Origin of the sequence: Azospirillum oryzae (genome assembly GCF_900177515.1) — a bacterium.
GTDB lineage: Bacteria > Pseudomonadota > Alphaproteobacteria > Azospirillales > Azospirillaceae > Azospirillum > Azospirillum oryzae_A.
The window spans coordinates 891,486-904,667 of the sequence record NZ_FXAK01000007.1 but is presented as its reverse complement, the minus strand read 5'-3'; the positions used below and the strand labels follow the sequence as shown (position 1 = coordinate 904,667).

General features: G+C 64.5%; 10 protein-coding genes. 5 read left to right on the top strand and 5 right to left on the bottom strand.

Annotation, left to right across the window (positions count from 1 at the left end; genetic code table 11):
- Positions 1-44 precede the first annotated feature (44 nt).
- The 4 genes from B9N97_RS16745 to lipA all read left to right on the top strand — a co-directional run bounded on the left by B9N97_RS16745 (position 45) and on the right by lipA (position 4,123).
- On the top strand, positions 45-1,169 hold the full coding sequence (locus tag B9N97_RS16745; protein ID WP_208621228.1) for an acetoin dehydrogenase dihydrolipoyllysine-residue acetyltransferase subunit: 1,125 nt from the start codon (positions 45-47) through the stop codon (positions 1,167-1,169).
- An 87-nt stretch (positions 1,170-1,256) separates the two neighbouring features.
- On the top strand, positions 1,257-2,042 hold the full coding sequence (locus B9N97_RS16740) for a glucose 1-dehydrogenase (protein ID WP_085088624.1): 786 nt from the start codon (positions 1,257-1,259) through the stop codon (positions 2,040-2,042).
- A 45-nt stretch (positions 2,043-2,087) separates the two neighbouring features.
- Positions 2,088-3,203, top strand: a complete 1,116-nt coding sequence (locus tag B9N97_RS16735) for a 2,3-butanediol dehydrogenase (RefSeq protein WP_244560744.1) — start codon at positions 2,088-2,090, stop codon at positions 3,201-3,203.
- Complete coding sequence (lipA, locus tag B9N97_RS16730) at positions 3,203-4,123, top strand: lipoyl synthase (protein WP_085088621.1); 921 nt, start codon at positions 3,203-3,205, stop codon at positions 4,121-4,123. Before B9N97_RS16735 ends, lipA begins: the two co-directional genes overlap by 1 nt.
- A gap of 42 nt (positions 4,124-4,165) precedes the next feature.
- Here the strand turns inward: lipA and B9N97_RS36330 are convergent, their stop codons facing one another.
- Positions 4,166-4,936 (bottom strand): hypothetical protein, encoded by a 771-nt coding sequence (locus B9N97_RS36330; RefSeq protein ID WP_244560743.1) that lies wholly within the window; start codon positions 4,934-4,936, stop codon positions 4,166-4,168.
- A 155-nt stretch (positions 4,937-5,091) separates the two neighbouring features.
- Between B9N97_RS36330 and B9N97_RS16720 the strand changes: the two genes are divergently transcribed.
- Entirely contained in the window at positions 5,092-6,426 is a 1,335-nt protein-coding gene (locus tag B9N97_RS16720) for a tyrosine-type recombinase/integrase (RefSeq protein ID WP_085088615.1), read from the top strand.
- Positions 6,427-6,585: 159 nt separating this feature from the next.
- Here the strand turns inward: B9N97_RS16720 and B9N97_RS16715 are convergent, their stop codons facing one another.
- From B9N97_RS16715 to B9N97_RS16700, 4 genes are all read right to left on the bottom strand, one after another.
- Complete coding sequence (locus tag B9N97_RS16715) at positions 6,586-7,833, bottom strand: hypothetical protein (RefSeq protein WP_143266739.1); 1,248 nt, start codon at positions 7,831-7,833, stop codon at positions 6,586-6,588.
- A 640-nt stretch (positions 7,834-8,473) separates the two neighbouring features.
- Positions 8,474-10,459, bottom strand: a complete 1,986-nt coding sequence (locus B9N97_RS16710) for a pYEATS domain-containing protein (protein WP_085088611.1) — start codon at positions 10,457-10,459, stop codon at positions 8,474-8,476.
- A complete protein-coding gene (locus tag B9N97_RS16705) occupies positions 10,449-11,576 on the bottom strand; it encodes a caspase family protein (protein WP_143266737.1) in 1,128 nt (375 codons plus the stop codon). Before B9N97_RS16705 ends, B9N97_RS16710 begins: the two co-directional genes overlap by 11 nt.
- Entirely contained in the window at positions 11,573-13,090 is a 1,518-nt protein-coding gene (locus B9N97_RS16700) for a hypothetical protein (protein WP_085088605.1), read from the bottom strand. Before B9N97_RS16700 ends, B9N97_RS16705 begins: the two co-directional genes overlap by 4 nt.
- Between the last annotated feature and the right edge of the window lie 92 nt (positions 13,091-13,182).

Below are 13,182 nucleotides of genomic sequence, written 5' to 3'. Positions count from 1 at the left end.
AGTGACGCCCCAATCAAAAAAGCATTCCCAGGAGACCGAGTTCCATGTTGAACGAGCGCATCAAGCCCATCGTCATGCCGAAATGGGGCCTGTCCATGTCGGAGGGCAAGGTCACCGGCTGGCTGAAGCGGCCGGGGTCCACCATCTCCATCGGCGATGAGCTGCTGGAGGTCGAGACCGACAAGATCACCAATGTGGTCGAGGCGGGAGAGACCGGCGTGCTGCGCCGGGTGCTGGGCGAGCCCGGCACCGTCTATCCGGTCAAGGCGCTGATCGCCGTGCTGGCCGAACCGGACGTGCCGGACGACGACATCGACGCCTTCATCAGCGCCTATGCCGTCCCCGCCGGCGAAGACGACGGCGAGGCCGAGGCCGGTCCGCAGTACCACACCGCCGAGACCCCGGCCGGCACCATCCGCTACGCCAAGCGCGGCGAGGGTGGGCCGACCGTGCTGCTGGTCCACGGCTTCGGCGGCGACCTCGACAACTGGCTGTTCACCATCGACGCTCTGGCGGAAAACGCCACCGTCTATGCGCTCGACCTGCCCGGTCACGGCCAGTCGACCAAGCAGATGGCCGATCCCAGCCTGTCCGGCCTGTCGAAGGCGGTGCTGGGCTTCCTCGACACGGTCGGGGTGGAGCGCGCCCATTTCGTCGGCCATTCGATGGGCGGGGCGGTGTCGATGCGCACCGCGCTCGACGCGCCGGGCCGGGTGGCGTCGCTGTCGCTGATCGCGTCGGCCGGCCTGGGCGAGCAGATCGACCACGGCTACATCCAGGGCTTCGTCGGTGCGACATCGCGCCGCGACCTGAAGCCGGTCCTGGAGACGCTGTTCGCCGACCGCGGCCTTGTCAGCCGCCAGATGGTTGACGACCTCCTGAAGTACAAGCGGCTGGACGGCGTAGACGAGGCGCTGCGGGCGCTGTCTTCGTCGCTGTTCGCCGACGGTAGGCAGGCCAGCGTGCTGGCGTCCGGGATCGCGGACGGCAGGACGCCCACGCTGGTCGTGTGGGGCGAGGAGGACCAAGTCATCCCCGCCCACCATGCCCAGGCGTTGGCGAACACGGCACAGGTCGCCGTCATCCCCGGCGCCGGCCACATGGTGCAGATGGAGGCGGCCGGCAAAGTGAACGCGCTGCTCAAGGACCACATCGCCAAGGCGAACTGAGGCCCGACCGGCCTCGTCTTTGATCCATTCCGAACCCCTCGCCACCGGCGTGCGGCCATCCGCCAGCGCGCCGGCAGGAGACCGCTCATGCCTGATCTCAAGGACAAGAGCATCATCGTCACCGGCGCCGGCCGCGGCATCGGCGCCACCATCGCCAAGGCGCTCGCCGCCGACGGTGCAAAGCTCACCATCGCCGACCGCACCGAGGCCGACGCCCAACAGGTGGCGGAGGCCATCCGCGCCGCCGGCGGCACGGCAATCGCCGTCACCGTCGATGTCCGCGACCGCGCCGCCGTCCGCCGCATGATCGACGAGACGGTGAAGGCCCACGGCCGGCTCGACGTGATCTTCAACAATGCCGGTATCGCCCAGACCAAGCCCTTCCTCGACATCACCGAGGACGACTGGCACACGGTCAACGACGTCAACGCGCTGGGCGTGCTGATCGGCATGCAGGAAGCGATCAAGACGTTCAAGAGCCAGGGCGGCGGCGGCAAGATCGTCAACACCGCCTCCATCGCCGGCAAGCAGGGCTACGAGCCGCTGGCCCACTACTCCGCCAGCAAGTTCGCCGTCGTCGCCCTGACCCAGGCCGCCGCCCGCGGCTTCGGCAAGGACGGCATCACCGCCAACGCCATCTGCCCCGGCGTGGTGGCGACCGAGATGTGGAAGATCATCGACCAGGGCTTCCGCGACACCGGCATCACCAAGTCGGAGAATGAGGCCTTCGACATGTTCGCCGCCGGCGCCGTGCTGGGCCGGCCGTCGCGGCCCGACGATCTGGTCGGCGTCGCCCGCTTCCTCGCCTCGTCCGACAGCGATTTCATGACCGGCCAGTCCCTGCTGGTCGATGGCGGGATGGTCTTCGCCTGACCGCCATCGCCGAACGCCGATAATAAAAATCCGGAGGACAACACCATGAATGCGATTTCCACGATGAAGGCCGCCGTCTGGCATGGCCGCAAAGACATCCGGGTCGAGGACGTGCCGCTGCCGGGCGCCCCGCCCGCGGGATGGGTGCAGATCAAGGTGCATTGGTGCGGCATCTGCGGGTCCGACCTGCATGAGTATGTCGCCGGCCCGGTCTTCATCCCCGTCGACACCCCCCACCCGCTGACCGGCCTGAAGGGCCAATGCATCCTCGGCCACGAGTTCAGCGGCGAGATCGCGACGCTGGGCGAGGGCGTCACCGGCTTCAGCGTCGGCGACCGGGTGGCGGCCGACGCCTGCCAGCATTGCGGCGAGTGCTATTACTGCAAGCACGGCATGTACAACATCTGCGAAAAGCTGGCCTTCACCGGCCTGATGAACAACGGCGCCTTCGCCAGCCTGGTCAATGTTCCGGCCGAACTGCTCTACAAGCTGCCCGACGGCTTCCCGACCGAGGCCGGCGCCCTGATCGAGCCGCTGGCGGTCGGCATGCACGCGGTGAAGAAGGCCGGCAGCATCGTCGGCGAGACCGTGGTGGTGGTCGGCGCCGGCACCATCGGCCTGTGCACCATCATGTGCGCGAAGGCGGCGGGCGCCGGACGGATCATCGTCCTTGAGATGTCCGCCGCCCGCAAGGCCAAGGCGCTGGAGGTCGGCGCCAGCATCGTGCTCGACCCCAAGGAGTGCGACGCGGTGGCGGAGGTCAAGGTGCTGACCGGTGGCTATGGCGCCGACGTGTCGTTTGAGTGCATCGGCCATCGCGACACCGCCAAGCTCGCCATCGACGTGATCCGCAAGGCCGGCAAGGCGGTGCTGGTCGGCATCTTCGAGGAGCCCAGCTCCTTCAACTTTTTCGAGATCGTCGCCACCGAGAAGCAGGTCATCGGCTCGCTGGCCTACAACGGCGAGTTCGCCGACGTGATCCGCTTCATCGCCGACGGCCGCATCGACGTGCAGCCGCTGATCACCGGCCGCATCACGCTGGACGACATCGTCAGCGGCGGCTTCGAGGAGTTGGTCGCCCACAAGGACCGCAATGTGAAGATCATCGTGCAGCCGCAGGCGGCGACTGCCGCGGCCGAACAGCCGGAGCTTGTCCACTGATGGCCCTGCCCGCGATGCACATGAAGCCCGCCCGCCCGGAGCATCGGGCCGAGAAGCCGGCCTGGCTCCGCGCCCGCGCCCCCGGCGGGGCGGCGTTCGAGGACACGCAGTCGCTCGTCCGCCGCCACGGCCTGAACACGGTCTGCGAGGAGGCCGCCTGCCCCAACATCGGCGAATGCTGGAGCAAGCGGCACGCCACGGTGATGATCCTGGGCAGCGTGTGCACGCGGGCCTGCGCCTTCTGCAACGTCGCCACCGGCCGGCCGGACGCGCTCGACCCCCACGAGCCGGACCGGTTGGCCGAGGCGGTGGGCGAGCTTGGCCTCGCCCATGTCGTCATCACCTCGGTCGACCGTGACGACCTGCCGGACGGCGGTGCGGCGCATTTCGCCCGCTGCATCCGCCGCCTGCGCGAGACCTCCCCCACCACGACGGTGGAGGTGCTGACCCCCGATTTCCGCAACAAGCAAGGGGCGGTGGAGACGGTGGCGGACGCCCGGCCCGACGTCTACAACCACAATCTGGAAACCGTGCCGCGGCTCTACGCCGATGTGCGGCCGGGGGCACGCTATTACGGCTCGCTGCGCCTGCTGGACCGGGTCAAGGAACGTGATCCGTCGATCTTCACCAAGTCCGGCATCATGGTCGGGCTGGGCGAGGAGCCGGCGGAGGTGCTGCAGGTGATGGACGACCTGCGGGCGGCGGGGGTGGATTTCCTGACCATCGGCCAGTATCTCCGCCCCACCCCTAACCACCACCCGGTCGCCCGCCACGTCACGCCCGAGGAGTTCGAGCGCTACGGCACGGTGGCGCGGGCGAAGGGCTTCCTGATGGTGTCGGCGACCCCGCTGACCCGCTCCTCCCACCATGCCGGCCGCGATTTCGAGGAACTGCGGCGGCGGGCGGGAGCGAAGGATTGAGCGTTGCTCTGATCCCAGCAGTCTTCGACGGGACCGCTGGGATCAGAGCGTGGTCTTCGGTCCGACCGCGACCCCGTCCGGTTGTGGCGGCTTCATCAGCTTGCAATCCTTGACGCAAAAGGTCTGCTGCTCGATCCGGCCGCCGCAGGATTTGAAGCACTGATCGTAATCAGATGAGCAGTAAAGATTGCTGGAGCAGCTGATTTCCCGCTCAAAGTCCTCGAGCCGCTTCATCTTCTTTCTATTGAAGTCTTTGGGTAGTGACTTGAGATAAGCCCGATAATCCTCATGCGCACGGGTCAGTCCCTCTGCCCGGCAGGTTTGAAGAGCCAATTCTCTTGCGGACTCACACATGGACTGTACCTGCCGGCACTGGGCTACGCAAAGTTTCCCAGCTTCGCTGACCGGTGAAAAATAGTTCGTCGTCGTCTCGAAGCGTGGACTTGGGACGCAACCGGCCCCCCCGGCTGCCAGCAGGCAGCCGAGCACAATAAAGCGCGCCATCATAGTGAATGCCCCGCCATGGATTACTTTCAATCGACATGAACAGAGCGCCGATACAAAATAATCCACGTCATAGGCCGATTTCGCGAGAGCGGCATTCAACTCAATGACTGACCGCCCGTTAAGCGGCAAGCCGAAGCGGGTTACAGCTTTCAGGCTGCCCGCGCTTACGTCAAATGCTGCCGTTGCAGGTAGTCCTCGCTCTGCATCTCCATCAGTATTCCAGTCCCTTCGGCGAGGTAAGCGCGAGGGCCGGAAAATGCTGGAAATGCCGGAATCTGATATGCCGGCAAGCGGCTGAAGTTTCAAGGATAATCCGGAACGCGTGACATCATGCAGGCGACTGATTGGGCCGCCGGGACTACGCTTGGATTCGCCACTCTACCCCCTGGCATCCGCGATTTGTGTGACACCGGCTGTGACACCATTTATCGGACTGTATTTCTGACAGTCTAAGAACGGCCATGCCCAGACTGACCGACACGACGATCCGCCACGCCCGCGCCAAGGACGGGATTCGCACCATTCTGAGGGACGGCGCCGGCCTCGAATTGCAGGTCCATCCGAGCGGCACCAAGACGTGGTATTTGCGCTGCCGCGTCCGCGCGGAAGGCGGCGGCAAGGGCATCCAGCGCCGCGTCGCGCTGGGCGCCTATCCCGCGGTGTCGCTGTCGGACGCGCGGCTGGCGGCCGGCCGCGTCGTCTCAGAGGCGCGCAGCGGCCGGGACCCCAAGGCGGCCGAGACGCGGGCCGTACTCGCCCTGGAGAAGCCCCGCACGGTGGCCGACGCAGCCACGCTCTACATCGCGCACCTGAAGGCGATCGGGCGGGCGGAACGCTACTGGAAAGAACGGGAACGGCTGCTGAAGCTCCACCTCGTGCCAGCGCTGGGCAAGCTCGCGCCGGCCGACGTCGATCGCGCCATGCTGTCGGCCGTGGTGGACCGCGAGGCCCGGCGCCAAGCCAGGGCCAAGCAGAAAGGCGTGCAGACGCGCCGGCTGGGCAGCGTGATCACCGCGCTGTGGCGGCACCTGGAGGATAAGGGATGGCTTCCCACCCGCGGCACGGCGGATCGGCTGCTGGTATCGGCCGCCGCGGAACGCTCGCGGGACCGCATTCTGAGCGACGGCGAACTCGGCGAACTCGCCTTGGCGCTCGGTCTGCTGGACGGCCGCACGATCTACCAGCGGGAAGCGGACGGCACCCGCCCGATAAGCCGGCAAACGCTCGACGCCATGGCCCTGGCGCTGCTGCTCGGTTTGCGCGCCGGGGAGGTGCTGCGCATTCAGGCCACCGACATTCAGGAGGACAGCGAGATAGGCTTTGTCCTGCTGCGGGTGGCCGCTCTCGGCGGCAAGACGGCGGCCGCGCGCCGTGATCTGCCGCTTCCACCTTTGGCGCTCAGCGTCCTGCGCCGCCGCCAGCAAGCGTGCGGGGATGGCCCCCTGTTTCCCAGCCCAAGCGGAAAGACCGCAGGCGCACTCACCGTGGACGGGCTCGCGTGCGCCGCCCGGCTGCTAACCGGCAAGCTGGGTCACCATGACGCGGAAGACCGACGCTGGACACCTCACGATCTGCGCCGCACCTGCGCCTCGATCCTCGGCGAATACGACACGCCGGATGCGGTGCAGAAGCGCATCCTGGGTCATGCTAGCGATGGGGTGACCGCGCGCGTCTACGACCGCTCGCGCCGACTTCGCCAAATGCGCGAGGCACTGATGATGGTCGAGAAGCACACGACCATACAGGCCCGCAAGGCGGCCGGGCTGGATACGGAGCCGGTGCGAATCGGCGGGTAGCGCGTCATGCACAGGGCGCCGACAGGTACCACCCCGGAGATGCGGGATCCGGACCCGCCTTGGGTATTTCCCTTTCCCGCACGACCTTTTAGAAGCACCATAATAGTTTGGAATCCTTGTATAGTGGGAGCGAGGCTGCTCGCCTCGCTCCCGCCGGCTCTACAGATCCTCGACATCCACTTCGACCGGCTCACCGGACGCCTCTTCGGCAGAGTCATAGTTATCACCCGCCCATTCAGAGGCGAACTGCTTCTCGTGCCGATCACCTTCGACCAAGAGGCCATTGAACCCGCTCGTCGCGATGCGAACGACGTCGCGGACTTCATATTCGATGCCGTCGAACCACCGCCCCGGCGCAACCTTCACCCAATAGTCCGCCTGCGCATTCGAGTCGCACCAGATCGACGCGACCCGTTCCCGCACATAGTCGGGCATGGCATCGACGATCTCTCGCATCCTGGTCAGCTCATGGCCGATGTCCCACCGGCTCGACACATCCACACCGCGATACAGACCGCTGAGCTCAGGCGCCTGCGGCCCGGCTTCCATTATGTCTAGGTCGCGCTGATGCTTCAGCGCTGCGGCAAGTTTGGGCGACATCTCGATAATTTCGACCGGCGGCAAGGGTGCCTTCGTTTCCTCTTCGTCTTCCCCAGGCCAGTCGTGCTCGCTGAACGGCGCGGGAAGCGCGGCGAGGCGGCGAGCCATTTCTGCCAGATCGATGCCGCCTGCCTTGGCGGTCAGGTACAGCTCCGTTCCGTGGCCATACATGCTGCCCCAGTGCGACTGCACGGTCTTCCAGCCATGCTTGGCGGCCCATACCCTGCGCTCCTCGGCACTCCGCTGATGCCGGCCTGGATAGGGTTCCTCGGTCAAAAGGAAGCTGCGCGTCGCGGGGTCGTACCACCCTTGATCATGGTCGGCGCCGGGCGGCCGGTAATTTTGGTCGCCCTTGGGATAGCAACGTCCACCCCGCGAAGGTTTAAGCCCGGTCGCCGCCATGAACTGGAACGTCCGCGCCATCCGGCAGATCTCGGCGCGCGCCTGAGCCTGACTGTGCGAATGGCCATAGCCAACCAGGCCAAGCTCCGAGATTTGGGTTCCACCAAGATAGCCCAACAGCTGATGCGGCTTCACGAGGTCATCAAGCGGCTTGGGCAGCATGAAGGTTCGCGACTCGTTGCCGCGCGTACCGACTGATCGGTTCGACCAGAATTCGTAGATCGTGATGGCGTAGCCGGGCGCCGCGGGTGCTGCAGCATAGGAGACTGTCGCAGCGTGGTAGTCCGTAAAGCCGGCCTCACGTGCGATCTGGTTCAACGCTTCGTTGTGCTTCACGCCAGTGCGGCGCTTCAGCTTAATCGCAGCGCGCTTGATTCCATTGAGTGTAGCAAAATGCTTCGCCATGACCATCTCCATCGGCCATGATCGAAACGTCGCCCGCTAACGCTTCCCACGGCCTTGGAATGGGCATGGTGCCTCGGTCGTCCTGACAGTGCCGTTGAGGGCTGCGCCACGCGGGCGGCTCACTCCTGTCGAGAGCAACGACGAATATACCGCGAGTGGTGCACTACGCAAAAGGGATATCTGCGGCGCCACCTACGGATCGCGTGTGCACTACAACGCTGAGCGGACTTAGGTCTGGGTTCCAGAACCTCCCACGGTCAGCTGCGAACGCGATCAGATGACCACATACCGCTTTCCATACCTTTGTCATGGGAGCGGACACGCGCGCACAGGCGATAGAGTTGGTGGCTGACATCATCGGCCGGATCGAGAGCTGCTCTGTCCCCGTCAGAACCTCGACACGCTGGTAAGCCATGACGTCTGGCACTCGTTTGCGTCCGCGCGATGACGCGCCGCGCAAATCTCAGCCGCCGCCCCCTACCTTGCCAAGGCGGCGCTCACCGGATGCGTACGGGTAGACCTCCTTTGGCGACCACAGTGTGATGCCGCGGGGCCGACCGCGATATGGATCGCTCAGCAGAGTGAAGCCACCGCGAAACAACGCTAATCGACGAGCGTGGCTGCCCGAAGCTTTCGTACGTCAGCGTTCGCGCACGATGCGAGGGGCGTCACTCAGTTGCGCCAGATCAAGTTCGAGTTCGACGCCGTGCGCGGGTATCCAGACGCCGAGCGTGAACCCGCCCCAGACGGTCACTGTGAGTTTGGCCACACCGGATCTGAATTTTCGCGTTTCGAGCGGTGGCTTGAAGCTGTTGTGCAAATGGAACTGAACCGCTTCTCCATCGCGGCTCGGCCCCTCGACGCGAAGGATGGCCCTCGTCCAATTTTTAGAGTTGGTCTTTTCGAATTCGGCGGAAACGGCGAAGCCTCCACGACGTGGTTCACCGCCAAAGCGGCCCTTCTGTAGGTCGTTCTTATGCAGGATGCGCAGCGACAGTCCAGGGGCCTGCTCGCGCGGCCGGCTGGGGGTATCTGCCAAGCTCTTGTCCCGGCCCGATGTGAGCGTCGATGCACTGGCGGAATCGAGCGCTTCGCTCGTTTTGACAAGCCGCTTACGAAGCAAGCGGGACGGCAAACCCAGCGCCACTGCTAAGTCAGTGATCGTATCGGTAGAGACCTTGGTGGCAGTGGGCACCACAAGCTGAAGCGCGCGAAGCGCGGTTGCCTGGATGTCAGGGCTCAACCCTTCCAACCCGTTGAGGAAGCTGCGATTAAGATCATGCGGATCGACCAAAGCCGCAACCTTGCCCGCGACCCGCGTCACCAGAGAAGGCAAATCGCCCGCCTTTGCTCTGACGGGGGAGAACCGTGCTTTCGCCGCAGCCAGTTGCCAGCAAAGCCAGGGCTGGCTGCCTCCTGCCGATCGCGCGGTTGCGGCGACGATCGCCGTCCCGCGTACTGCGCTGGGGCGTGCGATGCTTTCTTCGATCGCCCATCGCCACGCGCATTCAAGCATTGGCGGTGCTTCAATTCGCGATGGCAAGGTATTCCACTCGGCCATGTCGAAGGCATGTGGATTGCTGCGTTGCAACCTCCAGCAGGCAGCGAGCGCATCGGTCGGCAGTCCGGGCTGGGCCGGCTTGGCGATCCAATCCCGCAGCCGTGCAGTCCAGGATTGATCGAAGAAGGACAGTATCCCGTCTTGCCGTGCCTCGCTTGGCGTTATCGATCCACTTCGTTCGTGAACGGACAGCGCGACGAGAGCGCCATAGAGCTTCAGCAGCGGATCGGTTTTGGGATCGTCAAGCACCGCGACAACATCGTCCGAAAGCGAGTTCGTCGCGTTTGTCAGATCGAACAGCATCAACCGAGCCAACCGCACGCGTTCACGGACCCGATAATCTTCCTCATCGCCGCGCACGGTGATGATCGTCGTACGCGCAGGGTCAACGCCGACACTATCCTCTTCGTCGAATTCCTCACCATCGGCCACGATCAATTTGGTATGCGAGACGGTGAGGAAGACCAGCGTCTGCCGCCCTGCGAGCGCCGGTACGCTTTGGCCGAGACGCTCGCCCAGGATCGACTGAAAGCCGATATGGTAGCGACCTGGCCTGACGCGATAGCAATGCGCACGCTCGCCGGCACCGAGCACCAGATCGGGGGCGGCGGCGCGGTCGGCACGCATTGCGACCTCCTCCCGGTCGTACAGCCGCAGATTGAGGTCGGCTGCTTTCCTGAGGGTATCGGATTCGCCTGACACTACGAGAATGATCGAGGATTCGGAGTTGCGCTCCGACGGTCTCAACGTGCCGTTGACGGCGTCGACTAGGGCGATGCGCTCATTCGTATCATGGTCGAGTGCGTCCGAAGAATCCTTGTCGCTGGGATCGAAGTGGATCTCCTCTCTCTCCTGGCTACCGTCGAGACGGACCATCGTCTGCGACTGCCGCCCCGCCGAACTCCATTCTACCAAATAGAGACCTTGAGGCTGCTCCGTATCGAGCCGCCCGCTGCCCCGTGCGATCTCGTGCAGCCCGCCATCAAGCAGACGAATCGCAATGCCAGGGCGCGCAACGAGCGACAGACCAATCAGGGGCCGTGCCGGCGCGGTTTCAGCCGACATGGACGGGCTCCACGCTGGGGTGCTTGAACATGGAATATCGGCCGGTGCCGTCGGCGATCTCGATCAGGTACAGGCCTGGCGCGAGCGGCGGCATTTGCAGGGTCGGCCCGGCGACCACGAAGGGTGCCATTCCCGGCAACGGCTTGTTGTCGCCGCCATTCAGGATGAGCTGCGTACCGGCGACAAGTGCGGAGACATCGATAAGCGGACCGATGGGAGGTGGCGCAGCAGCGGCCGGAAAGCCTGAGACGATCAACGGCCCGTCCGGATCGGGTTGAAACCACATGTTGGGAACTTGCCCGCTGGTCGTGAAATCCTTGATGTTATCGATGACATATTGCCTGAGCGGCGCCGCGTGCAGAGCCGCCACGGCGCCGATCCGGTGGGTGCGAAGTCCGCGCATGAGCGCGCTCGAAAAGGCGCCACGCACCGGCGGGTTTGTGGTCTCGTAGGCCAGCATGCTGTCTTGCGCCGCAAAGGCAATGCTGCATGGCTCGGTCGGCTGGCCGCTATAGTCGGATACCTGCTGCGCGACCAGGGTTGAACGGGCGGTCTGCGAGCGGCAGCAATCGGTGAACAGGATCGCTTCGTCGAAGCGGCCGCTGAGCAGTGCTCTTCGAAAGCTGTCGCAAGGCACAAGCCCGGCTGCGAGACTGGAATTGAGCGGCCGGAAATCACCCGCCAGGAAGCAGGTTTCCTCGTTGCGATCAACCGTCTTCGCTCGAATGCCGTGGCCGGCGAGAAACACATAGACACGCCGGGTCTCGGTATCGCCGTCTTCCAATGCCTTTCCACGCATGGCACGGCCGACGCTCTCAATCGTCGTGGTAATCTCCAGCGCTTTGGGTGCACGCGTCTGATCGGGCGCGGCCGAGCCAGTGTCGACATTGTCCCAAAGCGGCGGACCGGCCGCGAGATAATCCTGAAGCCGGCCTTGCGCAGCCGCCGGCCAAGGGTATGTCCAGAAGTACAGGCATTCCGGCGCAACATTTCCACCCGCCGGGTCGAGCGCCCAATCAGCAAAATCGCAAGCATCAGCAACGGCGCCATGCAAAGGCCTTTGCATGGCAAGCTGCGGATAGATGTTGATCCCGACGACGATCGCCCAACTCTTCACAGCGGGCTCTTTAGAAAGAGCGCGCGGGCGGTCGCGAGCGTCAGCGGTTCGTCGTCGAACGCACCGTGGCTGTCAGCCATCGACACGCCTGGCGTGGGCGACGAGATGATACCATGGTCGCTCCCCTGGAAGAAGTTGGCAATCCGCTTTGCAGCGCCCTGCTCATCGCTGTCGAGACCCGACAGGTTCAGGTAGCGCTGCATTCCCAGGATCGGAGCGTCGGGGTAAGCCTTGGCACTTCGCTCCTCGAACATCCCCGAGACGATGTAGAGAAGCGAACTTGGGTAGATGTAGCCCTTGTCGTGGCCAAGTACGGCGTCGCGGCGCTCAAGCTCATCGGTCATCGTGATCATGCGGCAGCTCTCGATCATGCTGCCGGCGTGGTCAATCATCTCGGCGAAAACATCTATGCGAATCGCCGGTGCAAGCAGGATCAGCTTGACCCCTTTGTTGAGACCCGCGGCCTTTGCCGCGCGCAGGAACTGCGCGGCCCAGATCGAACCGGCGCTGTGTCCGGCGATGACGAGATCGTCGGGACTGTGAGCCTTGATGATGCCGATCAGGGTGCTCCCCAATCCGCCCAGCTCGAAATGATCGGCGGCGTCGCGGACCATCATGCCCCAGACCTTTGCGCCGACGAGGTCGCCATAGAACTCGCGGCAGACCTCCTCGACGACCGTGGCGTGGAGGCCATGGTCGCGGCCGCTTCGGAAGCGCTTGAAGCATCTAATCGCGACTTGCCCGGCATGGGAGAGGAGAAAGGTGCCAGCCGAGACGATGCCGCGCGGTGCCTCTTCGATCGCAGGCGGAGGCTGGAGCTGATCGCGGATGGTGCCGTCCAACCGCCCCAGCATCGCCTCGCCGGCAGACATATCGGCGCCGACTGAGGGAGCGCGGGCTCCGCTCGGTACATTGATAGCCTCGTCAATGTCGGCAACCACGCGCTGGAAAGCCTCATCCGCCGCCAGTTCGTCCTGAAAGTCGATCGCAAGCTCGCCGTTCGTCTGCTCGCCCATGATCGTGGAACGCGCGCCCGGAGGCCGGTCGGGCACCAGCTGACGATCCAAGTCGTCGAACGGCCGTGCGCCAGCCTGACCGGTCAATCGCCTGTGGATCTCTGCGTCATCTATATCGACCGCCCCCGGGCCACGCGCCATGATCGCTGACACGCCGAGCTTGCGGGCCACGAAGCCAATAAGCTTGCGCAGGATCGTCTGATAGAGACGATCATCATGTACCAGATCGGTCCAGTTTGTTTTGATCGTCTCGAAAGCACCAGTCCGCCAGATGACATAGACTTGTGTCCAGTCAGGCCCGAGCTGCCAGCTGTCCGGACCGTTTCCCGAGAGCCGCTCGGCAACAACCTCGCCCGACGCTTGGTCTACCAATCCGCCATGCAGGTGAAGCAGCAATTTCGCGCCGGGCTTCTGCAGCTCGGCGACGAGGTTGGAAAGCAATTGCTCCTGTCCGGGATCAGCTGCGCCGTTCCTGGTCAATATTTTGAAAGCAGTCATAGCGTCGGTCTCCCGATGACGGATTCAGCGCAGCCGGTCGGGTCGCTACCAGCTTCCAGAGTGGATGTTATCGCAAATACACCAGAGCGCAC

What these genes read in the sequence shown, in the direction of transcription:
- B9N97_RS16735 (WP_244560744.1), top strand. Translation starts at nt 2,088, where the DNA reads ATGAATGCGATTTCCACGATGAAGGCCGCCGTCTGGCATGGCCGCAAA.
- B9N97_RS16720 (WP_085088615.1), top strand. Translation starts at nt 5,092, where the DNA reads ATGCCCAGACTGACCGACACGACGATCCGCCACGCCCGCGCCAAGGAC.
- B9N97_RS16715 (WP_143266739.1), bottom strand. Translation starts at nt 7,833, where the DNA reads ATGGCGAAGCATTTTGCTACACTCAATGGAATCAAGCGCGCTGCGATT.
- B9N97_RS16745 (WP_208621228.1), top strand. Translation starts at nt 45, where the DNA reads ATGTTGAACGAGCGCATCAAGCCCATCGTCATGCCGAAATGGGGCCTG.
- B9N97_RS16740 (WP_085088624.1), top strand. Translation starts at nt 1,257, where the DNA reads ATGCCTGATCTCAAGGACAAGAGCATCATCGTCACCGGCGCCGGCCGC.
- lipA (WP_085088621.1), top strand. Translation starts at nt 3,203, where the DNA reads ATGGCCCTGCCCGCGATGCACATGAAGCCCGCCCGCCCGGAGCATCGG.
- B9N97_RS16700 (WP_085088605.1), bottom strand. Translation starts at nt 13,090, where the DNA reads ATGACTGCTTTCAAAATATTGACCAGGAACGGCGCAGCTGATCCCGGA.
- B9N97_RS16710 (WP_085088611.1), bottom strand. Translation starts at nt 10,459, where the DNA reads ATGTCGGCTGAAACCGCGCCGGCACGGCCCCTGATTGGTCTGTCGCTC.